This window comes from Nonomuraea sp. NPDC052116 (genome assembly GCF_040680035.1).
Classification (GTDB): Bacteria; Actinomycetota; Actinomycetes; order Streptosporangiales; family Streptosporangiaceae; genus Nonomuraea; species Nonomuraea angiospora_A.
This window is the reverse complement of the sequence record NZ_JBFAWA010000008.1, coordinates 143,660-164,994: the sequence shown is the minus strand read 5'-3', so window position 1 is coordinate 164,994 and position 21,335 is coordinate 143,660. Positions and strand designations below refer to the sequence as shown.

The 21,335-nt window shown below is 70.0% G+C and carries 21 protein-coding genes; 11 read left to right on the top strand and 10 right to left on the bottom strand.

Annotated elements, in window-relative coordinates:
* Positions 1 to 25: 25 nt before the first annotated feature.
* From AB0L65_RS17450 to AB0L65_RS17435, 4 genes are read left to right on the top strand one after another with little or no spacing between them, the layout of a single operon-like run.
* On the top strand, positions 26 to 913 hold the full coding sequence (locus tag AB0L65_RS17450) for an ABC transporter substrate-binding protein (protein ID WP_364246163.1): 888 nt from the start codon (positions 26 to 28) through the stop codon (positions 911 to 913).
* Complete coding sequence (locus tag AB0L65_RS17445; RefSeq protein WP_355200056.1) at positions 910 to 1,761, top strand: amino acid ABC transporter permease; 852 nt, start codon at positions 910 to 912, stop codon at positions 1,759 to 1,761. The genes AB0L65_RS17450 and AB0L65_RS17445 overlap by 4 nt, the downstream gene beginning before the upstream one ends.
* Positions 1,758 to 2,522 (top strand): amino acid ABC transporter ATP-binding protein, encoded by a 765-nt coding sequence (locus AB0L65_RS17440; RefSeq protein WP_350731821.1) that lies wholly within the window; start codon positions 1,758 to 1,760, stop codon positions 2,520 to 2,522. The genes AB0L65_RS17445 and AB0L65_RS17440 overlap by 4 nt, the downstream gene beginning before the upstream one ends.
* Before the next feature lie 22 nt (positions 2,523 to 2,544).
* Positions 2,545 to 3,678, top strand: coding sequence for an FAD-binding oxidoreductase (locus tag AB0L65_RS17435; protein ID WP_364246159.1), 1,134 nt, complete (start codon positions 2,545 to 2,547; stop codon positions 3,676 to 3,678).
* Positions 3,679 to 3,733: 55 nt separating this feature from the next.
* Here AB0L65_RS17435 and AB0L65_RS17430 read toward each other — a convergent pair whose 3' ends face one another.
* Positions 3,734 to 4,027, bottom strand: coding sequence for a hypothetical protein (locus tag AB0L65_RS17430; RefSeq protein ID WP_364246156.1), 294 nt, complete (start codon positions 4,025 to 4,027; stop codon positions 3,734 to 3,736).
* 121 nt (positions 4,028 to 4,148) lie between these two features.
* On the opposite strand from AB0L65_RS17430, the gene AB0L65_RS17425 reads away from it, so the two are divergent.
* On the top strand, positions 4,149 to 6,797 hold the full coding sequence (locus AB0L65_RS17425; RefSeq protein ID WP_364246153.1) for a WD40 repeat domain-containing protein: 2,649 nt from the start codon (positions 4,149 to 4,151) through the stop codon (positions 6,795 to 6,797).
* Between the two features lie 43 nt (positions 6,798 to 6,840).
* Here the strand turns inward: AB0L65_RS17425 and AB0L65_RS17420 are convergent, their stop codons facing one another.
* Entirely contained in the window at positions 6,841 to 7,944 is a 1,104-nt protein-coding gene (locus AB0L65_RS17420) for a pentapeptide repeat-containing protein (RefSeq protein ID WP_364246150.1), read from the bottom strand.
* A gap of 309 nt (positions 7,945 to 8,253) precedes the next feature.
* Positions 8,254 to 8,862 (bottom strand): dihydrofolate reductase family protein, encoded by a 609-nt coding sequence (locus AB0L65_RS17415; protein ID WP_364246147.1) that lies wholly within the window; start codon positions 8,860 to 8,862, stop codon positions 8,254 to 8,256.
* Positions 8,863 to 8,979: 117 nt separating this feature from the next.
* Here AB0L65_RS17415 and AB0L65_RS17410 point away from each other — a divergent pair, with 117 nt between their 5' ends.
* Positions 8,980 to 10,155: a serpin family protein gene (locus tag AB0L65_RS17410; protein ID WP_364246144.1), complete on the top strand. Its 1,176-nt coding sequence runs from the start codon at positions 8,980 to 8,982 to the stop codon at positions 10,153 to 10,155.
* A 375-nt stretch (positions 10,156 to 10,530) separates the two neighbouring features.
* Here the strand turns inward: AB0L65_RS17410 and AB0L65_RS17405 are convergent, their stop codons facing one another.
* A complete protein-coding gene (locus tag AB0L65_RS17405; protein WP_364246141.1) occupies positions 10,531 to 10,815 on the bottom strand; it encodes a hypothetical protein in 285 nt (94 codons plus the stop codon).
* A gap of 121 nt (positions 10,816 to 10,936) precedes the next feature.
* On the opposite strand from AB0L65_RS17405, the gene AB0L65_RS17400 reads away from it, so the two are divergent.
* Positions 10,937 to 11,350: a cytidine deaminase gene (locus tag AB0L65_RS17400; protein ID WP_364246138.1), complete on the top strand. Its 414-nt coding sequence runs from the start codon at positions 10,937 to 10,939 to the stop codon at positions 11,348 to 11,350.
* On the opposite strand, the gene AB0L65_RS17395 is transcribed toward AB0L65_RS17400, so the two are convergent.
* On the bottom strand, positions 11,314 to 11,571 hold the full coding sequence (locus tag AB0L65_RS17395; RefSeq protein ID WP_364246135.1) for a hypothetical protein: 258 nt from the start codon (positions 11,569 to 11,571) through the stop codon (positions 11,314 to 11,316). The two genes, AB0L65_RS17400 and AB0L65_RS17395, sit on opposite strands and share 37 nt — an antisense overlap.
* A 19-nt stretch (positions 11,572 to 11,590) precedes the next feature.
* Between AB0L65_RS17395 and AB0L65_RS17390 the strand changes: the two genes are divergently transcribed.
* Positions 11,591 to 11,779, top strand: a complete 189-nt coding sequence (locus AB0L65_RS17390; RefSeq protein ID WP_364246132.1) for a zinc-binding dehydrogenase — start codon at positions 11,591 to 11,593, stop codon at positions 11,777 to 11,779.
* A 17-nt stretch (positions 11,780 to 11,796) separates the two neighbouring features.
* On the opposite strand, the gene AB0L65_RS17385 is transcribed toward AB0L65_RS17390, so the two are convergent.
* Both AB0L65_RS17385 and AB0L65_RS17380 read right to left on the bottom strand, forming a co-directional pair.
* The gene (locus AB0L65_RS17385; protein WP_364246129.1) at positions 11,797 to 12,987 is read right to left on the bottom strand and encodes a MarP family serine protease; all 1,191 of its coding nucleotides are present in this window, start codon (positions 12,985 to 12,987) and stop codon (positions 11,797 to 11,799) included.
* Positions 12,988 to 14,101: 1,114 nt separating this feature from the next.
* On the bottom strand, positions 14,102 to 14,938 hold the full coding sequence (locus AB0L65_RS17380; RefSeq protein ID WP_364246127.1) for a helix-turn-helix transcriptional regulator: 837 nt from the start codon (positions 14,936 to 14,938) through the stop codon (positions 14,102 to 14,104).
* A gap of 113 nt (positions 14,939 to 15,051) precedes the next feature.
* Here AB0L65_RS17380 and AB0L65_RS17375 point away from each other — a divergent pair, with 113 nt between their 5' ends.
* Positions 15,052 to 16,248 (top strand): MFS transporter, encoded by a 1,197-nt coding sequence (locus AB0L65_RS17375; RefSeq protein ID WP_364246124.1) that lies wholly within the window; start codon positions 15,052 to 15,054, stop codon positions 16,246 to 16,248.
* 285 nt (positions 16,249 to 16,533) lie between these two features.
* Positions 16,534 to 17,745, top strand: a complete 1,212-nt coding sequence (locus AB0L65_RS17370; protein WP_364246121.1) for a family 43 glycosylhydrolase — start codon at positions 16,534 to 16,536, stop codon at positions 17,743 to 17,745.
* Between the two features lie 7 nt (positions 17,746 to 17,752).
* On the opposite strand, the gene AB0L65_RS17365 is transcribed toward AB0L65_RS17370, so the two are convergent.
* Positions 17,753 to 18,412: a response regulator transcription factor gene (locus AB0L65_RS17365; RefSeq protein WP_350731846.1), complete on the bottom strand. Its 660-nt coding sequence runs from the start codon at positions 18,410 to 18,412 to the stop codon at positions 17,753 to 17,755.
* The gene (locus AB0L65_RS17360) at positions 18,409 to 19,563 is read right to left on the bottom strand and encodes a histidine kinase (protein ID WP_364246118.1); all 1,155 of its coding nucleotides are present in this window, start codon (positions 19,561 to 19,563) and stop codon (positions 18,409 to 18,411) included. The genes AB0L65_RS17365 and AB0L65_RS17360 overlap by 4 nt, the downstream gene beginning before the upstream one ends.
* 163 nt (positions 19,564 to 19,726) lie before the next feature.
* Between AB0L65_RS17360 and AB0L65_RS17355 the strand changes: the two genes are divergently transcribed.
* Positions 19,727 to 20,629 carry an alpha/beta hydrolase gene (locus AB0L65_RS17355; protein ID WP_364246116.1) on the top strand — a complete coding sequence of 301 codons (903 nt, stop codon included), beginning with the start codon at positions 19,727 to 19,729 and terminating at the stop codon, positions 20,627 to 20,629.
* Positions 20,630 to 20,653: 24 nt separating this feature from the next.
* Here the strand turns inward: AB0L65_RS17355 and AB0L65_RS17350 are convergent, their stop codons facing one another.
* Positions 20,654 to 21,229, bottom strand: a complete 576-nt coding sequence (locus AB0L65_RS17350) for an XRE family transcriptional regulator (RefSeq protein ID WP_364246113.1) — start codon at positions 21,227 to 21,229, stop codon at positions 20,654 to 20,656.
* Positions 21,230 to 21,335: the final 106 nt, after the last annotated feature.

The window sequence follows — 21,335 nt, the reverse complement described above, 5'->3', positions numbered from 1 at the left end:
AGCGCGAGAGGTGGTGTCCTGCGCGATGCGGTTCACCCAAGCAGCCGCCGCATTCGGCCTGGCGGGACTCCTGTCCCTGACAGCTTGTTCCGGAGGCGGCGCCTCCCAGGCGGCCGCCCCGGCACAGCAGAAGAATCAGGAACTGCACGACCTGCTGCCCGACAAGATCAAGAAGAGCGGCACGCTCAACGTGGCCGCGGGTCACAACTACCCGCCGCTCGTCTTCCTCGACACCGACAACAAGTCGGTCATCGGCCTCGAACCCGAGCTGATGAAGGCCATCGGCCAGGTGCTCGGCGTCGAGGTGACGTTCAGCCAGGCCAGCTTCGACAGCCTCATCGCCGGTGTGCAGGCACGCCGCTACGACCTGGCCATCCAGGCGATGCTCGACAAGCCGGAACGCCGCGAGAAGGTCACCTTCGTCGACTACTTCAAGACCAGCAGCTCGCTCCTGGTCCAGGAGAAGGACGCCCAGACGATCAAGTCGCTCGACGATCTCTGCGGGAAGACGGCGGCCGTCGAGCAGGGCACCGCCCAGGCCGACGACGCCGAGCAGCAGAAGAAGAAGTGCACGGACGCGGGCAAGCCGGCGGTCCAGGTGCTGGTGTTCCCCGACACGGTCGGCTGTCTGCAGGCCGTCTCCACCGGCCGGGCCAACGCCTTCATCGGCGGCACGCCCACCATCACCTACCAGGCCGAGCAGTCCGGTGGCCGGATGAAGCAGGTGGGCGAGCCCTACCGCTTCCTGCCGTACGGGATCCTCGTCAACAAGGAGGACCAGAACCTCTCCAAGGCCGTGCAGCAGGCGCTGCAGAAGCTGATGGAGAACGGCTCCTACGCCAAGATCCTCGACAAGTGGAAGATGTCGTCGGGCGCCCTCGACAAGGCCGTGCTCAACGGCGGCGAGTCGTGACCACGACCGGGCAGACCGCTCCCCCGGCTCCACGGGAGCGGATCCAGGCCGTCCCGCTCCGCCATCCGGGGCGCTGGGTGAGCGCGGCCGTCCTCGGCTTCCTGGTGATCTTCCTGCTGCAGGGCTGGGTGGCCAACCCGCGCATGGAGTGGAAGGTGGTCGGCGAGTATCTCTTCTCCCCCGCGGTCCTGAGCGGGCTCGGCACCACGCTGCTGCTCACGCTGCTCGCCATGCTCGTCGGCGTCGCGGGCGGCATCGTGCTGGCCGTGCTGCGCATGTCGCCCAACCCGTTGCTGGCGGCGTTGAGCGCGTTCTACATCTGGGTCTTCCGCGGCGTGCCGCTGCTGGTGCAGCTGCTGTTCTGGTACTTCCTGTCCGCGGTGGTGCCGAAGATCGGGCTCGGCGTGCCCTGGGGGCCGACGTTCTTCGAGGTCGACACCAACCTGATCATCACCCAGCTCACCGCGGCGGTGCTGGGCCTCGGCCTGCACGAGGCGGCCTACATGGCCGAGATCGTGCGGGCCGGCATGACCTCCGTCGACCACGGTCAGACGGAGGCGGCCCACGCCCTGGGCCTGACCCGCTTCCAGACCCTGCGCAAGATCATTCTTCCGCAGGCCATGCGGGTCATCATCCCGCCGACGGGCAACCAGGTGGTCTCCATGCTCAAGACCACCTCTCTTGTCTTCGCCATCGCCGTACCGGAGCTCCTCACCTCGATCCAGGGCATCTACTCCAGGAACTTCCAGCAGGTCGCCCTGCTCACGGTCGCGTGCTTCTGGTATCTGGTGGCCACGACCGTCCTGAACGCCGGGCAGCACTACATCGAACGCAGGTTCAGCCGATGACGACCCTCATCCGCGCGGAAGGCGTGCACAAGCGGTTCGGAGCGCTCGACGTACTCAAAGGCATCGATCTGGAGGTCGCGGAGGGAGAGGTGCTGGCCGTGATCGGCCCGTCGGGGTCCGGCAAGTCCACCTTCCTGCGCTGCATCAACCACCTCGAACGCATCGACGCCGGCCGCCTCTACTTCCGCGACCACCTGATCGGCTACGAGGAGCGCGACGGGAAGGTCTACGAGCTGCCGGACAAGGCGATCGCCGCCCAGCGGGTGGACATCGGGATGGTCTTCCAGCGCTTCAACCTCTTCCCGCACATGACCGCGCTCGAGAACATCATGATGGCGCCGATCATGGTCAAGAAGGAGCCGAAGGCCGAGGTACGCGAGCGCGCGCACGCCCTGCTGACCAGGGTCGGGCTGGCCGACAAGGCGAACAGCCGCCCCGACCAGCTGTCCGGCGGCCAGCAGCAGCGCGTCGCCATCGCCCGCGCCCTGGCGATGCGGCCCGATCTCATGCTGTTCGACGAGCCGACCTCGGCCCTCGACCCGGAGCTCGTGGGCGAGGTCCTGGACGTCATGCGCGACCTCGTACGCGAGGACGGCATGACGATGATCATCGTCACCCACGAGATGGGATTCGCCCGCGAGGTGTGCGACACCATCGTCTTCATGGACGACGGGGTCGTCGTGGAGTCCGGGCCGCCCGGCGCCGTGCTCGGCGAGCCCCGGCACGAGCGCACCCGGGCATTCCTCAGCAAGGTCCTCTGACTCCCGAAGGAAAGATATCCACGTGTCCCGCGTCATCGTTCTCGGCGCCGGAGTGCTCGGTGCCTCCGTCGCCTACCACCTGGCCGTCGCAGGGGCTCAGGTCGTCGTCATCGAGGCCGGCGGCCCCGCCGCAGGGACCTCCAGCGCGACCTTTTCCATGGACGTCACCCATCTGAAGACCCCGCGCGCCTACTACGAGCTCAACCGCGCCAGCGCCGCCCTGCACGCCACTTTGGCCGAGGAGCTCGAAGGTCCGTCGTGGCGGCACCCCATGCCCGCCATCCAGTGGGGCGACAGCGAGGAGAGCCGGCGGGGGCTCAGGGAGCGGGCCGTCCGCCTCAAGTCGTGGGGGCACCCCTGCCGCATCGCCGACCCGTCCGAGCTGCGCGAACTCGCCCCCGCCGTCGACCCGGCGGCGTGCACGGCGAGCGAGCTCGTGGTCCACGACCAGAGCGCGTGGTACGACGCCCCGCTCTTCGTGCAGCGCCTGCTCGATCGCGCCGCCACGCTCGGCGCCGACATCAGGTACGGCCTGCGGGCGCAGGCGCTGATCCGCGACGGCGACGCCGTCACCGGTGTCGAGACCGGCACGCGGCGCTGGGAGGCCGACTGGGTGGTCAACTGCACCGGCCCGGACGCCGACCGCATCGCGGCCCTGGCCGGCACCGACCTGCCCATGACCCGGATCCCCGGGCTGGTGGGAGAGAGCACCCCGGTCCCCGGCCTGCGGCTCGACGCCATCCTGGCCACGCCCGAGGTTGACCTGCGCCCCGCCCCCGGAGACCGGATCTGCTCCATCTCCTGGCCCGTGGACGCGCTGCTGCCCGGCCAGAGCGACGACGCCCTGGCCGAGCGGTTGCACGCCGGCGGCCAGCGGGTCCTTCCCGCGCTGCGCGCCGCCCGGCTGGCCGGTGTACGCCTCGGCGTCCGGCCCGTGCCGGCGGACGGCCTGCCGCTGGCGGGCACGCACCCCGACGTCCCCGGCCTCTACCACCTCGTCACCCACAGCGGCGTCAACCTGGCGCCCGAGCTCGGCCGGCTCGCGGCTCAGGAGATCATCGACGGTGACGGTCCCGGCCTCGCCGGATACCGCATCACCCGCGGCGTCACGGCCTCCGTACAGGACGAGAGCCTGACCCTCATGACCACCCGCTGACCCCGCCCGAGGCCGCATGCGCAGTGTGCGGCCTCGGGGGTGTCCGTCACCGGGATCATCCCAGCACGGCCTCGTCGTCGCAGCGGACCGTGACCAATGCGAAGAACACGTGCGTCCGCGCATCCTGGGAGACCACCGACTCGAACACGTCGCACGCCGTGAACCCGTGGTCGAGCGCGTTCTGCCTGGCAGCGCTCTCCGCGTTGGCGAGCGCCGTGTCCTCCACGACTCCTTTGCCGAAGCCGTCGAACAGCGCGCCGCTCTGGGCGGTGGCCACGGTGGTGGTCGCAGCGACGGTCGCGGTGACCAGCGCCGCCGCGACCAGCAGCTTTTTCATCAGGTACGACATGGGAGCTCCTCATGGCTCGTCGGTGGGTCTACACCCGATGGGCGTTCCATCCCGTTCCACGCGCCGACGAGGACCGCGTTCACCCTCCTTCGGCACGCCCTCGGTCGTACGATCACTGGGCATGAAGATCCCCGACTCGCCCGAGACCGGACCTGAGGCTTTCGAGGCGGAGCTGCGGGCCGCGGACTGGACCGCGTTCGTCCCGGAACACGACCTTGTCCCGATGCGCACCGCACTCGTCGAGCTGGAGCGACGCCACGGTGTCGTCGACGCGCACCGGTACGCGACCGAGCGGATCCGGGAGCACGGCGCGCTGCTGCGCCATCCGGACGTCCACCAGGTCGAGATCACCGCGCAGGCGCTCAGCCCGTCCGGCCGGTATCTGGCGGTGGGCGACTTCGGCGGCGACGACTACGACCGCGGAGCCACCCTGCAGATCTGGGAGGTGACCACCGGGCGGTGCGTCAACGTCATCGACTGGATCGAGGGCGGGATCGGCTGGCCCGGCTACGGCGAGGTCATCCAGTGGTCGGCGGACGATTCGCGCCTCGCCATGGCCTACCGGTCGAACAACGTGGGCGTCTGGGACCCGTTCGGCGAGAAGAACGAACCCGTCGGAACCGCTCGCCTCACCTACTCGGGACGCCCGGATCCGTTCGCCCTGGCGCCCGACGGCGTGCGCGCCTACGTGCTTCAGGAGGCCGACGCGCGCGCTCACGGCGCCGTCGTCCCGCTGGACGGCGGGGAGGTCTGGCCGGACGACCCCAGGATCGAACCGCTGTCGGACCGCGCCCGGTTCGTCCTGGACCGGGTCATCTGGTCGCGGGACGGCCGGCGGCTCTACGGGAACCTGCACGACGGGCGGATCTGCTCGATCGACGCCGCGTCGGGCCGCGTCACGTGGATGACCGAGGGCGACCGCAACTACAAGTGGCCGTCCGGCGAATGGAGCCCCGACGAAAGCCTCCTCGCCTTTCACCACGACGGCCGCCTGGTGATCGCCGACGCGCTCACCGGCCGGCGGGTGTCCGAGGGGCCCGGGTACGCCGAGGTGACGTTCATGTCGTGGGGGACGCGCCTGGCGATCGTCGAATGCGGTTCGCGCGTCGGCATCGTGGACAGAACCGGACAACACCGCTACGACCTCGACCTCGCGCCGCGGTCGCCGAGTTACGACCTGGACGTACGCCCCTGGGCCTGGGAGCCGGACGGCGAGCGGGCCGCGTGCCTGACCGCCGAGGGCGGCGTCGAGATCTGGTCGCTCGGTGACGAGGGAGGCGAACGGCTGCGCTCCTTCGACGCGCCCGCCGAGGCCACGGGGGTGCACTGGGGCGCCGACGGCGTGCTCGTGGTGCTGGGCACGACGGTGCTGCGGTTCCTGCGCGCCGACTCCGGCGAGGTGATCGGCGACTTCAGGTTGCTGCGGCAGCCGTCCGCGCCACGTCCCCTGATGCTCGACGACGAGGACTTCGGGGAGGACATGTACCCCGAGCCGAACCCCACGTTCGCGCTGGACGACGAGACCTGGGCCGTCGCCCTGCTGCCCGGAGTCGTGATCGCCCCTCCCGGACGCGACGACGACCTGGCCGCGGCCCTCGCGTGGGCGCCCGCCCGGCGGTTCGCCTGGCCCGTGCACTGGGGTGAGCTGGAGGTCGTCCCCGACGCGCCCGCCGCGGCCGAACGCGTGCCCGAACCGCTGTACGAGTACTTGGAGCCGTTCCGGGGCCGGACGATGACGGACCCGGGCCCTCAGGAGTGGCCGCCGCCCGACACCGCCACCGTCGACGACCTTTTCCGCGCCTTCCGGGAGGCGGTCGTGGAGTACGGGGTCAACCGCCGCAACGCCTGGGCCGGCGAGGCGCTCCACTCCGCGGCCGTGCTCAGGGCGCTGCGCGGGGAGACGGCCGGGGCGCTGGAGCTGATCGGGACGTGCTCCGAACCTCACCGGCCACGCGCCGCCGCCGAGGTGGCGATGCTCCTCGCGGCCTCGGGGCTGGAGGACGACGCGCGTTCCGTCTTCAGCCCGTACGACGGCAGGTGGGACGAGTCCGCCTCGATGGCGGGCTCCGTGGGCGCCGTCCATGCGCTGCTGGGCGACGGCGCACAGGCCGACGCGTGGTTCGACCGGGCACGCGAGAACGACCGCGGCTGGGACCACCGCCTCCCGGTCGTCCGGGCGCTGATGGAATGCGGCCGCGAGGACGAGGCGCGCGCGCTGCTCGCCGAGGGCACCGGCGCGGCCGGCGACGACGTCGGCATCCCCTTCCTGGGCTACCTGCTGCGCAAGGGCAAGGTGGAGCTCGCCGAGGAGTTGCTCCGGTCCGGTGACGGCTGGTTCCGGGGCTGGGGCGCGCAGCGGCTCTTCGTCGAGCACGGGCTGCCGCGCATGCTCGTGGACTGGGGTGAGCGCTACCGCTGCTGGGTGGAGGAGAGCGTACCGATCGCGGAACGCAACGCCGCGCACGGCCGCCCGTCCGCGCACAGCCGCCCGTCCGGGCCCGGCGGCGCGTCCGGAGCCGGCGGCGCGGAGGTCGAGGCCCTCGCGCGGGCGCGTGCCGAGCTGCTCCGCACGCCTCCGGCACTCCGCCATGTCCCGACCGTCAAGCTGGCCGTCGACGCCGCCGAATGCCGTCACCTGAGCGCGGTGCTGGCCCTGCTCCCCGAGCTGCCGATGCCGTCCTACGGCGGCATCAGCTCTCACGACCGCCCGTGGGTCGCCTCCACGGCCCTGCGCATCGTCACCACGGGCGTCGACGTCGACCCCTGGTGACACCCGGGCGGACGCCGGCTTGGCCCCTGCCCGCTGATGGGGCCTACTCGGCTTCGGCCGGTGAGTCGGTCTTGACGGGCGCCGGCCGGACGGCGAGCTCTTCGTAGTCCCTCATACGGACAGGCGGGAGCGACCGTAGCCGTGCGGGACTGACCCGGGAGGTGTCGAAGCCGTCGGGCCAGGCGGTGGCCTCGTCGAAGACCACGCGTTTCAGCGAAGCACCGGTCAGGACGGCGCCGGTCAGCGTGGCACCACGGAGGTCGGCGTAGTCCAGGCGAGCGCCGCGCAGGTTCGCGTTCCGCAGGTCGGCCCTGGTCAGATCGGTGCCCCGGAGGTCGATGCCCTCGGCGATGACTCCGGTCAGGACCGCGTCGCGCAGGTCGGCCTGGTAGAGGATCGCGTCGGCAAGGACCGCCCCCGCCAGTCGTGCCCCGCTGAGATCCGCGCGGGTCAGGTCAGCCCCGATGAAAGCGGCCTCGGTCAGATCGCTGAAATGGAAGTCCGCGTCGCGCAGCCGCGCGGAGGCGAGGTTGGCCTTAGGCAGGACCAGGCGGTCGAGGTGGAGTACCTGCCCTCGGACCGCGTCCCGGCGGCCGAGTACGGTCAGTGCCGCGTGGATGTCAGGGGCGCGGAGGGAGAGGTGGACCGAGCTGCCCGCCGCCGTGGTGGCGTGACGCGCGTGCCGGGCGTCGCGTTGCGGCTCGCAGGCCCGGTTGCCGACGAACGCGGAGAGGATCTCCCCGATGGTCCGGCGGTCGGCCGTGGAGGAGCGGGAGATGCGTTCCAGCGCGTAGATGCCGCCCAGGCGGACGTCCACGCTCGGGTCACCCAGATGCGCTATGGCGGCGGCGAAGGACTCGGTCGCCTGCCCGTGACGGCTGAGCTGTAGCTGGCGCCAGGTGAGATAAGCGCCGATCAGCAGCACCAGGCCGCCGACGCCCTGGAGCAGGGCTGTGCGGATGTTGTTCACGGCGCTGGCGTAGTCAGCCGGCGGCTTTGCCGTGCCCAGGTCCCATGCGAGCAGGTAGCGGGGCAGGAAGAGGGCACCGGCCAAGGCGCCGAATCCCAGGAGCGCGGTGAGGAAGAAGGGCCCCGAGATCCGGTACCGCCAGGAGGGGCCGACGCGTGCGATCTTGTCCGTTCGCACGGGGTGTCCGGGGAGCGGAGGGGTGTGATCTTCGATCCTGCTGCCGCCAAGGCCTCTGAATGACTTCTTCATCTGTCCGGCGGCTCTCCGATCGTCACTGACCTCTGCGGTTCGACAGCCCTTCGTGGCTTCACTCCTGGGAGAAGCAGGAGCGCGCGCCGCCAGGTGATCACCTACGCGTTCCGGCCAGGCCGTCACCTGCCACGACTATGACACTTCGCCGCCGACCTCAACACAGCTGGACCTGTGTGAGGTCGTGCCGGCCGAGTTCTCCATGGACCTCGGCCGGCATGCCCTGGGCTCTCACGTCTACTGCTCGCCCTGGGACAGGTGGGCCTTGGCGTCGTCGTAGGAGGCGTCACCGCTCGCCCCGGCAGGCCGGTAGACCAGGTACAGCACACCCGTCGCGAACGTCTCCGACTTGATCAGTTCCAGCGGGATGGAGCTCTCCCCCTCGTCGAACAGGCGCTCACCCTTGCGGACGGCGATCGGGTGCACCAACAGGTGCAGTTCGTCCAGCAGTCCCGCGGCCAGCAGCTGGCGGACCACCGACACCGAGCCGCTGATGGCGATGCGGCCGCCCTGCTCGTTCTTCAAGGCGGTCACGGCCTCGACCAGGTCGCCCTGGAGCAGCTCGGAGTTCCGCCAGCTGAACTCCAGGGGCTGGCGCGACACGACGATCTTCCGCGCGTCGCCGAGCGTCTTCGCGAAGCCCGCGTCCTCGCCGCCCTCGGCCTCCCGCTCCGGCCACGCTCCGGCGAAGCTGTCATAGGTCTTGCGGCCCAGGAGCAGGGTGTCGGCCATCTGCGCCGTCACGGCGGCGCCCATCTCGTCGTTGAAGTACGGGAAGTGCCACTGCGCCGGCTCATCGATGACCCCGTCGAGCGAGATGAACAGGCTTGCAGCGATCGTCCTCATGATGTTCCTCCAAGGAAGGGGCGGAGCCGTCCGGCTCAGCCGCTCTGATGTTCTGTAGCCTCGCGGAATCACCTTACGGATCTCTTAAGGTCTCCCTTCGGAACAGGACTTTTGCCCATGAACGTGCAGCAAGACTCGGTGGCCGCGGTGAACGCGTTAACCGCCCGGTGGGTGAAGACCTGTTCGGGTGGATCGGTCGTGATGGCCGGCGCAGGAGCCTGGCCGCTGCTGGCCCACCTGGCATCGGCCGCCGAGGGACCAGGCCGCGCAGAACTGCAGGAGGCCGTCGGGATGGACGCCGCCACCGCGTCCCAGGCGGCCCGAGCCGTACTGTCGATCATGGACGGGTCCACGGCGATCCGGTCGGCGCTGGGCCTGTGGTCCCGGCCGGACCTGCCGCTGCATCCGGCCTGGATCGCCACGCTTCCCGAAGGCATGTACGGCGAGCTGACCTCGGACCCCGCCGCGGACCAGCTCCGGCTCGACGCCTGGGCCAAGGAGCAGACCGGCGGGATCATCCCCGCCATGCCCCTTCAGCTGACCGACCGCGTGCTCCTCGTCCTGGCCATGGCGCTGACCGTCCGCACCACCTGGCTACGCCCGTTCACCGACGGCATCGACCTGTTCGGGTACGGCCCGTGGGCCGGACGTGAGATCCACGTCCTACGCCGCAGCACCCGTATCCTCGACCGGGCCAGAGTCGCCGACACCCCCGCCGGCCCGCTGACCATGCTCCGCGTCATGGGCACAGGTGGAATCGACGTCCACCTCGTTCTCGGTGACGAATCGATGAAACCCGGCCACGTCCTCACCGCCGGCATCGACGTACTGGCCGGACGCCACCCCACCACCCCAGCCGGCCTCCTGCGTGCGGGCAGCCCGGGCCCGGGAATGACCGTCCGTCGCGTCCGCGACCACACCCCGGACGACGCCTTGAACGTCACGGTCCCGCGCTTCACCATCACCTCCACGCACGACCTCCTGGACCTGCCCGAAGTCTTCGGCCTGGCAACGGTGACCGACGTGACCCGCGGACACTTCCCCGGCATCAGCACCCAGCCCCTCGCCGTCACCCAGGCCCGGCAGGACGCCGTCGCCACCTTCCAAGCCACCGGCTTCGAGGCCGCCGCGATAACCGCCCTCGGCGCCGTCGCAGGCGCAATAGCCCCACCGCCTCCCTACCGCGTCAGGCACATCGACCTCGACTTCAGCCATCCCTTCGGATTCCTCACGGTCGACCGCCGAAGCCACCTCATCCTGACCGCCGGCTGGGTCGCCGAACCCTCCCCTTGACCCCGGCCCGGCCACCGCCGCCGAACACGAGCCACAGGCTCCAGGCCAGAAGCAGGGTGAACCCGACCTGGGTCGCGATCGACGACGCGGTCCAAGTGCTCGGGCGTCCTTGGTCAGGGGGACGGTAGGGTCGGCGCGCCCACGGCGAAGCCGGTGAAAGCGCCGGTCAGCTCGTACCCGAGGGCCGGCCATACGGCCTCGTCGACATCGGCGTGCAGCCCGGGCGGGCCGAATGCCGGTCCAGCAACTTCCGGGTCCTGGCACTGCGCGTGGCGGAGGGCGTTCCAGGCTCCGGAATGCTGTCCTCGGTCGCCACCCGGCCCCCGGGAACACCGGCCCTACGGACGTTGACGCGGCGGCGATCCGGGTGGCCCTCTACCCGGACGCCACAACCTCACCGGCCGTGACCTGAGGAGCGTTGGGTAGCAGGGAGACCATGCGCTCCCGCACGAAGTCCGCGGCCCTCTCGGTTGATGCTTCGGCTCCAGCCTGATCTTCGAAGACACTGGTGGAAAGCATCACCCCATCCCCGGCGTCAACCCAGAAGTAGGCCACGAACCCGGGGATCGGGCGGATGAGTGGCACGAACTCCTCATTCACCAGGCGCCCGGCTTCGGCGGGATCGGTTACCCCCTCGTAGCGCCGTACCATTGCGTACATCGTCGACCTCCTCCTGGAGCCCAAGATCGCCCCACGAGGGAGGAACTACCCCCGCCACGGGCCCTGTGAAGCCAAGGGCCGGTAATGACTGCCACATTCAGGACCTGGAACAGCAGAGAAGATGACCGCGCAGCCCCACCACGTCGACCACGAACTCATCCAGGCCGCGGCACACGTCGCCCGCACTCGCTGCCGGGGTGACAACCACACCATGGCAGCCGCGGCCCGTGCCCGGGACGGCCGGATCATCACCGCCGTGAACGCCTACCACTTCACGGGAGGACCCTGCGCCGAGCTGGTCCTCATCGGCGCGGCAGCCGCCCAGGGCGCCTACGAGCTGGACACCATCGTCGCCGTGGGCGACCGCGACCGGGGCGTCGTCCCCCCATGCGGCCGCTGCCGTCAGGTCCTCCTCGACTACTTCCCCGCCCTCAAGGTCATCGTCGGCGAGGACGACCGCATCCGAACGGTCCTCATCACCGATTTGCTGCCCGAAACCTACGTCTGGGCCGACCACCAGCTCGACGCCGGGTAAACCGCGCCTCGTACGGAGTCAGCGGCGGGCACGAAGTCGTCGTGGCCGAGCACGCGGAGCAGGCTCAGACGGTCGATCGCGGAGGTTCCCGGCGCGGGGGTGAGGATGATGAGCCGCTGGTCCTCGGCGGGGCTGAGCAGAGTCTCCCAGTGCAGGTCGATGGGGCCGGCCGCGGAATGGGCGCGTCGCGCTCGCCCGGATGGAACGCCCGGCGCATCCACCGTCGAGGTACTGGTCGAGTTGGCGGACCTCATCCGTACACCGATCGCCGCCACCTATCCACTGGACCAGGTCCAGGACGCCTTCCGCGAGCTGGAGAAGCGTCACACGCGCGGCAAGATCGTCCTCAAGCCGGGACCGGCGCCGTCCGAGCGAACGCACCGGCCACCGCCGCGCGACAGTGCGGGCCGTCCCGGCGAGGGGATCTGACCGCGACACAACCCGCGTCAGTCGCAGGCCTGAGTGCTGACGGGCTGGGTGGCGCCGGCGGCGCGGCGGGCGTCGGAGGCGACCTCGGAGGCGGTGAGCACGTACCCGGTGTCGTCCGCGCTGACGACGGCGGCGAAGACCACGCCCAGCACCCGGCCGTCGGGGCTCAACAGGGGGCCGCCCGAATTGCCTTGCTGGACCTTGCCCCGGATGAGGTAGACCTCCCGCGTCACCTCGGTGACCCGGTAGATGTCGGGGACACGAGCCCGCTGCCGCGCCGCGACCCGGGCCGGCAGGGTGGTGAACCCCTGGTTCTTGGGATACCCGGCGATGACGGCGTCATCGCCCTTGTCCGCCTCGGCGTCGAAGGTCAGGTACGGCAACCCGAGGTTGAGCGCGTACAGCACCGCCACGTCCCGCTGCGGGTCGTAGTGGACCACCACAGCGGGGAGCGATCGGCCTGTGTGATCGATGACGACCAGCTCGCTGTCGACCCCGGCGACCACATGCGCGTTGGTCATGATGTGATCGGGCGCGTACACGAATCCGGTGCCGGTGATCTGCTTGTTGCAGGAGCGGGCCACTCCCTGCACCTGAACGATGCCTGTCCGCGCCGCTCGCAGGCCGGCGCTGTCGAGCACCTCCGTGTCCGGCGGCGGAACGTTCACGGTCGGCTGGCCGGCGATCGCGTCCAATACCGGGGGGAAATCGGATCGGTCGATGAACCGCTTGAACGGTTTCTGCCAGTCACGTGCCGCCTGGGGTATCGCCTGGTCCACCGTCCCCAGGATCAGTGAGCCGCGGATCTGCTCCACGATGGTGGTCAATGAGCTGGACACCAGCACACTGCCGACGAGCCAGGCGATGACCAGCACCGATAAGCCGGAGACGAGTGTGCCGCCCAGCGCGTCCAGCATCCTGCCCGGCTCGTGCCGTAGGTAGGAGCGGATCACCGCGCCGACAGTGGACGTACCGAACTGGAAGATCATCGCGGTCAGGAACACGATGATGATCGCCAGCATGGACTCCGGGATATCCCCGTCCACGATCAGGCCCGCGACAGGTGGCGCGATGTAGATCCCGAACACGCATCCACCCACGAAGCCGACGAAGCTCGCGGCCCCGACGATGAATCCCTGGCGATAACCGGAGACGCCGGAGAGGATGAGCAGGGTCAGCAAAATGAGGTCGAGTAGATCACCGGGCACAGACAAAGGTAAGCACAACATGAGCTCTGGTGCTTCACACGGATCGATCTCGCCAGAATGTGGAATTTCAGATTTCCTGAAGATGATTCCGCCCTACCCGCAGGAAGGGCGGGCGGAGCTCACACCGATCGCGGGTATCGCTCCGTATTTCCGCAGCGCAACCACCGTCGCCATCGCTCCGGCCCGGTTGGAAGACCTCATCCTTCTCTTCACCCGTCCCGATTCACGCCTTTGTGTCGCCATGCGAGATCGGCGCCGACCATAAACGCAATGAGTTGATCCATCACCCATTGTTGGCGTTACGAGTTCATGGCCACCACATCGCTTCTCAATATCCTGCAAGGGTGCGCTCGACCGACGCCGGGGCGGGTCGCTGCGGGAGATCGCCAAGCAGCTCGACCTCAGTCTGACCGGCGTCGTCCATCACTTCCCCAGCAAGAGCGCGCTCCTCGGGAACGCCGACTCCGCGCACGCCGACTCCTGCGGATCGAACAGCCGGAAGCAGTGGCTCATCGATCCGCGCCGTGGCCTCGTCGCGGCGATGACGGCCGCGTTGCAGGACCTGCTGGGACCGCACACGTAGACACCTCGTCGGGCTTGGACGTCACGCTCGTCGCATGCGATCATCCTGGTCATGTCATCGACCAGAAAGGGCCATGCCGCGTAGGCGCGCCGGGCGCGGTGGCGGCAGCCCTGGTGGCTTGGCACGAGGCGGCCCTGGTGGGCACCGCTGATCGCCTCTTCCGCAGGTGCGAGTGCGATGAGTGCACGGGCGAGGCGCCCCGCCGGCGACTTCAACGGGCTCTCGTCCGCTTGCCTCCGTGGGCCAGACCGCATCTGTACGCCTTGGTCCTACCCGTCGACCTGTATTACCTCCGTCGAACCTCACCAACGCCCGACTCCGATTGGGCATGGTGGCAGCGGCGGGAGGATCGGAGCGGATAGAGGCGGGCATGGAGAGCGTGCTACGGCGGCACCACAGGTGCGCCACGCGGTGGGCACGTGCCGCATGGCCGCTCAGTGCGGTGGCACGTCGTTTGCGGCCGGCCTCTTCGCCTGGCGGCTCCCTGGGGAGGCACGGCCGTCGTCCCCATCGCACGGAAGGGTGGCCTCGTCACGAGATGGACCGGAGCCGGCCGTGGGACCGGCGCCGGAGTCGGTCGACGGCCTCGGCCGTCTGGTCGTCGGCCGGGAGGAAGACGACGAGTTGCTGGGCCTCCGCAGGCAGTTCGAGCGTCTCGCGAAGCAGTCGAAGCTGGTGCCCCGCCGGGTGGTTGAGCCGGAGAACCCCACGTCGCGGCACCATATGACGCTTCAGTCGGCGGGTGAAGTCGGGCCCGGCGATGGGGGTGAGCTCCGCCGTGAGCCACTCGAGGTTCTCGAGGGATGGCGCCTGCCACAGGTCGAAGGCCTGCTCGTCCGCGATGTCGGCCCAGTCGACGAAGAACGTCCGGGCGCGGGGGTCGGTGAACAGGTAGCGGTTGAGGTTCGGATGGGCGGCGTCGAGCAGTCCGGTGCCACTGGTGACCAGCTCGTAGCCGCCGGTGTGGGCGAGGACGTCGCCCAGCCGGTTGGTCACGATGGCGACGCCGGGTTCGAGGAGGCGGAGTGTCCGCAGGACGGACGGTCGCACGTGCCGGGATGGTGGCACGGGCCGGATGTGGACGGAGCATTCGTCGCCGGTGATCTTCGCGAGGTAGCGCAGGTGGTTGCGCTCCGGAGGGCTGAGGCGCAGCGCGTCGGCGAGGGCGTTGATGACCGCCGGCGACGGATTGCGGTCGTGACCCTGCTCGATGCGGGTCAGGTATTCGACGCTGATGCCGGCCCACGTGGCGAGGTCCAGCCGGCGCAGACCCGGCGACCGGCGGCGGCCTCGGTCCGGCAGTCCACGGGATTCCGGCTGGATGCTGTCGCGCTTGGCCCGGATGAAATTCCCCAGTGGCGTCCCCACAGCGACACGCTACCGGGCCGCCCGGTGGTCGCACAGTGCGGAGGGTGTCCCTTCTGGGGCTAGCCTGAGCTCGGTCTGGCTGCCGGCCACGGTGCGGCTCGATCGTGGTGTGCATGGAGAGTACGTCGACGCGGCGTTCCGGTCAGGCGTTGCTGGTGTGGGGGCTGCTCGTGGTGGCCGCGAACCTGCGGGCGAGCTTGACCGGCGTCGGGCCGTTGCTGGATCAGGTGCAGGCCGATCTGGGTCTGGCCCCGGCCGTGGCGGGCCTGCTGAACACGCTGCCGTTGCTGACGTTCGTGGTGCTGTCCCCGCTGGTGCCCCGGCTGGCCGCGCGGTGGGGAGCCGAGCAGCTCCTCGGTGCCGCGCTCGTGGTGCTGACGCTGGGGATCGCGCTCCGGTGGGTGCCGGCGGCGGTCGGTCTGTTCGGCGGAACCGTGCTGATCGGGGCGGGCATCGCCGTGGGCAACGTGCTGCTGCCGAGCCTCATAAAGCGTGATTTCCCCACCAAGGTGGGACTGCTGACCAGCGCCTATGCCACCGTGATGGGCGGTGTCGCCGCGGTGGCGTCCGGGGTGGCGGTGCCGATCAGCGAGGTCGCCCCCGGCGGTTGGTACACCGCGTTGGGTTGCTGGGTCCTGTTCGCGCTGGTGGCCGTCCTGCTGTGGCTTCCCCAGGTGCGGGCTCCGCGGCGTGCCGCACAGGCGATTCGCGGACACCGGTTGCCGTGGGGTTCCGGGCTGGCGTGGGCGGTCACGGCGTTCATGGGACTGCAGTCGCTGGGCTTCTATGTCGTCGTGACGTGGTTGCCCCAGGTTTTCCAGGACAACGGCATGAGCGCGGCCACCGCGGGCTGGCTGCTGTTCCTGTTTCAGGCGGTCGCGGTGCTGACCAGCCTGGCGGTCCCCGGAGCGATGCGGTGGGCGCGCAACCAGCGCGCGCTGGCGACGATCTGCTCGGCGGTCATGCTCCTCGGCTACCTCGGACTCTTCGTGGCGCCGGGACTGGCGTTGCTGTGGAGTGTCGTCCTCGGGTTGGGCGGCGGCGCCTGCCTCGTGCTCGCGCTGGCCTTCATCAGCCTGCGCGCGCAGGACGCGAGCGGGGCGGGCGCGTTGTCGGCGATGGCGCAGTCGATCGGTTACCTGCTGGCCGCCGCGGGGCCGGTGGTTTTCGGGCTGCTGCACACGGTGAGCTCAGGCTGGCGAGCACCGATCATGTTGATGTGCGTGGCCGCGGCCGGCCAGACGGTCGTCGCGCTGGTGGCCGGCGGGGGCACGGTACGCTCAGCCGCCGGCGATTCGACAAGCCCGTAAGACTGTTTTGTCCACAACGGCGCCACCTGCGTTCTTCTTCCTGTGACCTCACCTGCGCGATCGCAGGCTATTTTTTCCGGATTATTGACGAAATATCACAGACTAGGCACACTCTCCGCAAGCTGCCCACCGGAAGGGCGCTGGCGTGGAGGACGTGAGTGATGACTGATGCCGACAACGGGTTGAACGTCGACCGACGGTCCCTGCTGGCGGGCGCCGCCGGCCTTCTGGGAGCGGCGGCGCTGCCCGCGACCGCCGCGCAGGCGACCCCGACGAAACGCCGCCATGAAGCGATACCCGTCGAACTGGCCCGACCTCGAGCCCTACGGCCTCGCCGACACCCGGCTCGACCTGTGGCCGCGCGAGGACAACTCCTTCATCCTCCCGCTGGCGCTCCGCCCCCGTGACCAGGAACTCGGCCGGGTCTGGATGCGCGACACCTACGTCAACTGCTTCGTGGTGAAGGGCCGTCCGATCTACGTCGCCACCGGCACCACCCGGGCACCCGGGATCGCCGGGGCCGCCCCGTGGAACGACGGCATCTTCGTGTGGGTGTCCCCGTCCCTGCGCGGGCCGTGGACGCCGGCCGACACCACGGGCATCCGCCCGGGCGCCGAGAAGGGCAAGGTCTGGTCACCCGAGTTCGCCGACGAGAACCGGCCCGGACGCATGGTCGTCGCTCCGTGGCAGGAGTACTGGAACGACGACCAGTTCGGCAAGCGCGGCGACGTCTGGGCCCCGGAGGTGCACTACTTCCGCGGCAAGTGGTACATCGTCGCCTGCATGGGCGACCACTCGAAGAAGGTCGGCTCGTTCATGCTCGTGAGCGAGGGCGGGGTCGAGGGCCCGTACTGGCTGGTCCAGGGCAACCACGACAAGCCCTTCGGCGACTCCTTCGTCGGCGGGCCCGGCTTCATCCTGCCCGGCGCCTACCACCACATCGACGGCAGCCTCTACACCGAGGGCGACGACGCCTGGCTGGTGCTGCACAACCACCTGTACGCGAAGTTCCGGGACGACATGGAGGACATCGTCCCGACCACCGACCTCCCGAGCTTCCAGCAGGTGCCCTACGCGCCCGAGCCGTATCTCGAAGGCGCGTACGTGTTCAAGCACGGCGGCAAGTACTTCCTGCTCCAGGCCGCCTGGAACCGATCCTCGACCAATGCCGACGGCAGCACCCGGTACGCCTACGACCCGCCCGGCGCCGGTCGCACGCAGTACCACTACGACGCGGTCGTCGCCGTCTCGGACACGTTCGAGGGACCGTACTCGAAGCGGTGGACCGTAGGTGTCGGCGCCGGCCACAACAACTTCTTCGTGGATCACAGCGGCAAGCTGTGGGCGACGTTCTTCCGCAACCCCAGATTCGGCTACTGGTCCGACCCGTCGCGCGTCGGCGACACGGCGGTGCCCGGGGTCGTACGGGTGGAATGGACGGGGCCGAAGGGCAACCGCCTGTACGTCCAGCGCCGGAACCGCGCGATCGACGACTGACCGGGGCTCAGGTCACCAAGCCCCTGCGGTAGGCGTAGACCACCGCCTGCACGCGGTCTCGCAGGTCGAGCTTGGTGAGGATGCGCGACACGTACGTCTTGACGGTCTCCTGGCTGATCACCAGCGTCGCGGCGACCTCGCTGTTGGACAGGCCGTCGGCGATGAGGCGCAGCACCTCCAGTTCGCGGGGGGTCAGCGCGGCGTCGTCCGGCGTGTCCTCGGCGGGGCGGATCCGCGACGCGTACCTGCCGACGAGCTGCCGCGTCACCTCGGGTGCCAGCAGCGCGGCGCCGGTCGCGACGGTGCGGATGCCGTGCAGCAGCTGCGCCGGCGGGGCGTCCTTGAGCAGGAACCCGCTGGCCCCCGCGCGCAGCGCCTCGTACACGTACTCGTCCAGGTTGAACGTCGTCACCACGAGCACCTTGACGGGATCGGCCACCCCGGCGCCGGCCAGCAGGCGGGTCGCCCCGATGCCGTCGAGCACCGGCATCCGCACGTCCATCACCACGATGTCCGGGTCCAGCCGGCGGGCGAGGTCGACCGCGGCGCGGCCGTCCCCGCACTCTCCCACCACCTCCAGGTCGGGCTGCGCATCGATGATCGTCGCGAACCCGGTGCGGATCAGCGCCTGGTCGTCGCAGACCAGGACTCGGATCGGCGCGGTCACGACGCGCTCCCTGCTGGGATGCGGGCCCGTACGTCGAAGCCGCCGCCGGTCCGCTGCTCGGCGCTGAACTCGCCGCCCAGGGCGTCGACCCGGTCGCGGAGCCCGGCCAGGCCCCGCCCGCTCCCGCCGGGAGAGCGGGTCCGGGAGCCGGGGCCGTCGGTGCCGACCTCCACGGTGATCTCCTTCTCGCCGTAGCCCACGCGGACCTCGGTGTGGCTGCCGTGGGCGTACTTGAGGGCATTCGTCAGAGCTTCCTGCACGACCCTATAGGCCACGAACTCGGCGCTGCCGGCCGACTCCGCGGGCTCCCCCTCCTCGGTGAACGTCACCGGCTGCCCGGCCTGGCGCGTCTGCTCCACGAGCGTGTGCAGATCGCCGGCGGACGGCGTACCGGCGTCGGTGTCGTGGTCGGCTTTGAGCAGGTCGAGCAGGTGCCGCAGATCGCTGATGGCCCGCCGGCCGGTGTCGGTGACGGCGGTCAGCGTCGCGTCGAGGCGGTCGGGTGCGGCGGTCAGGTAGCGTGCCGCCTCGGCCTGTACGACCATCGCCGTCACGTGGTGGGTCACGACGTCGTGGAGTTCGCGGGCGATGCGGGTGCGTTCGGCGGCGCGGGTGGCCTCGGCGACGTGGCGGCGGCGTTCGGCCTCGGCGGCCCGGGTGGAACGCAGCCAGGTCCCGATGCCCCATGCGAGGACCAGCGCCAGGTAGAACAGCGCGATGTCGGCCGGCGTCTCCTTCGAGCCGAGCCGGTCGAGCGCGAACATCAGCGGCGGGTACGCGGCGGAGAGCAGGATCACGGTGACGCGCCGGCCACGTTCCAGATGGGCGCCCGCGCTGATGAGCGCGATGGGCAGCGCGGTGCCGGCCAACGCGTGATAGGCGAAGAGCTGGTCGAGGGCGAAGCCGAGCGACACCAGGACGAGACCGGCGGCCGGCCACCGCCGGCGCACGGTGAGCGGGAGACACTCGAGAGCGATCACGACGACCGCCAGCGCGTCGTAGGGGCGGGGCGGCAGGTCGCCGATCTGCGTCCCATGGCCTTGGAACTCCGGCAGGAGTGACGCGACGGTCAGCAGCAGCGCGAACGGTAAATCCCGTACCGTGACGTCACACCGCCGCCACAGGCCCTGGACCCGGCGGAGATCGATCATCGGACGAGCCTAGCGGTCACACCGTCGCGCACGTGTCCCCCTTGCGAGCTACCTGCGAATGTCCACCATGTGGTGACGATTCCGGGACCGTCGACTCCATAGCGTTACGACGTGACACGGCGCCTCAGCCGCCGTGTGAAGACGTCTCTCGCTGGAGGACATCATGCTCCGCACATACAAGTCCGCCGTTGTGGCCGCGCTGTGCAGCACCGTGGTCGGGGCGGCGGTCGCCGGCTGCGACAGCGACTCGCTGGACAACTGGGACCCGCTCGCCCCCACGACGCAGAAAGCCGATGCCGACGCGATCTCCGGAACCAGGAAGATCGATGTCGCGGGCCGGTCGGTGAACGTGTCCTGTTCGGGCGACTCGGCGAAAGGCAGGCCGGTCATCATGCTGATGCACGGAGGAGGCGACGGGCTGGACAAGATGGCCGCCCTCCAGAAGACGCTGAGCAAGAAGAACCGGGTCTGTTCCTACGACCGGCTCGGCGCGGGCGCGAGCGACCAGCCGGACGGCCCTCAGGACTTCGCCGGCACCGGGAAGATCCTCACCGGGGTGCTCGACCGGGTTGCCGGTGACGGCCCGGTCGTCCTGGCGGGGCACTCGCTGGGCGGGCTGATCGCCGCCAGGTACGTCCCCGACCATCAGGACAGGGTCAAAGGGCTGGTCCTGCTGGACACCACGTCACCCACGATGGTGAACGACATCACGAAGGCGATCCCCGAGTCCGCCAAGGGCCCAGCGGCCGACGTACGCGCGCAGAACCTCGCGATATTCCAGGGCCAGAACCCGGAGAAGCTCGTCATCACCGACGGGAAGGTCCGCTCCGCCGGAAATATCCCGGTGGAGGTGATCCAGCACGGGAAGCAGTACCTCGCGGCCATCCCCACGTACGGGCCGCGCCTGGAGCAGGCGTGGTCCGCGGGCCAGCGCAAGTGGCTCGCGGTGTCCAGCGGCAGCAAGCTGAGCACGGCCACCGACAGCGGGCACTACATCTACGTCGACCAGCCCGATGTCGCCGTCCAGGCCATCGAGCGCGTCACCTCGCAGGTGGCTGGTGAGTAACCGGCCGGCCGAGGGCCGCGACGGTCAGTGCCTGGACGGGGCCAGATGGGCGCGCTCTCCTTGCGCGCCGAACAGGGTGAGCAGCTCCGCGGGCCGCTCGTCGGCGCTGCCGATCCAGTGCGGGATGCGGGTGTCGAACTCCACGGCCTCGCCCACACCGACCAGGAACTCCTGCTCCCCGAGCACGAACCTGACCTGTCCGTTGAGGACGTAGAACCACTCATATCCCTCGTGGGTCTGCAGCTTCATCGTGGCCGATCGGCCGGCGGGCGGATAGATCACCTTGTAGGCCTGGACACCGCCGGCGCGCCTGGTCAACGGCACCATCACCAGCCCGGATCGCCGCACCGGCCGCAGGTGGATGCGCGGGTCACCGGTGGGCGGCGCCGCGACGAGATCGTCGAGCGGTACGTCGTGCGCCCGGGCCAGCGGCAGCAGCTGCTCCAGCGTCGGGCGGAGCCTGCCGTTCTCGAGACGGGACAGCGTGCTCGCGGTGAGGCCGGTCTCGTTCGCCAGCGCCGCCAGCGTGGTGCCCCGTGCCCGGCGCAGGGCACGCAGCCGCGGCCCGACTCCGGCCAGAACGTCTTCGGAGGTGTCCATGCCGTCGATGATGCGGATCCGCAACTTTCCTTGCAAGTCCGCGATGACGGCGGCGATGCTGCCGGTACACCACCGGCGTTTCCGGATCACGCCGGCCGACGAAGGG

What these genes read in the sequence shown, in the direction of transcription:
- AB0L65_RS17450 (WP_364246163.1), top strand. Translation starts at nt 26, where the DNA reads ATGCGGTTCACCCAAGCAGCCGCCGCATTCGGCCTGGCGGGACTCCTG.
- AB0L65_RS17440 (WP_350731821.1), top strand. Translation starts at nt 1,758, where the DNA reads ATGACGACCCTCATCCGCGCGGAAGGCGTGCACAAGCGGTTCGGAGCG.
- AB0L65_RS17430 (WP_364246156.1), bottom strand. Translation starts at nt 4,027, where the DNA reads ATGTCGTACCTGATGAAAAAGCTGCTGGTCGCGGCGGCGCTGGTCACC.
- AB0L65_RS17425 (WP_364246153.1), top strand. Translation starts at nt 4,149, where the DNA reads ATGAAGATCCCCGACTCGCCCGAGACCGGACCTGAGGCTTTCGAGGCG.
- AB0L65_RS17415 (WP_364246147.1), bottom strand. Translation starts at nt 8,862, where the DNA reads ATGAGGACGATCGCTGCAAGCCTGTTCATCTCGCTCGACGGGGTCATC.
- AB0L65_RS17410 (WP_364246144.1), top strand. Translation starts at nt 8,980, where the DNA reads ATGAACGTGCAGCAAGACTCGGTGGCCGCGGTGAACGCGTTAACCGCC.
- AB0L65_RS17405 (WP_364246141.1), bottom strand. Translation starts at nt 10,815, where the DNA reads ATGTACGCAATGGTACGGCGCTACGAGGGGGTAACCGATCCCGCCGAA.
- AB0L65_RS17400 (WP_364246138.1), top strand. Translation starts at nt 10,937, where the DNA reads ATGACCGCGCAGCCCCACCACGTCGACCACGAACTCATCCAGGCCGCG.
- AB0L65_RS17375 (WP_364246124.1), top strand. Translation starts at nt 15,052, where the DNA reads ATGGAGAGTACGTCGACGCGGCGTTCCGGTCAGGCGTTGCTGGTGTGG.
- AB0L65_RS17370 (WP_364246121.1), top strand. Translation starts at nt 16,534, where the DNA reads ATGAAGCGATACCCGTCGAACTGGCCCGACCTCGAGCCCTACGGCCTC.
- AB0L65_RS17360 (WP_364246118.1), bottom strand. Translation starts at nt 19,563, where the DNA reads ATGATCGATCTCCGCCGGGTCCAGGGCCTGTGGCGGCGGTGTGACGTC.
- AB0L65_RS17355 (WP_364246116.1), top strand. Translation starts at nt 19,727, where the DNA reads ATGCTCCGCACATACAAGTCCGCCGTTGTGGCCGCGCTGTGCAGCACC.
- AB0L65_RS17350 (WP_364246113.1), bottom strand. Translation starts at nt 21,229, where the DNA reads ATGGACACCTCCGAAGACGTTCTGGCCGGAGTCGGGCCGCGGCTGCGT.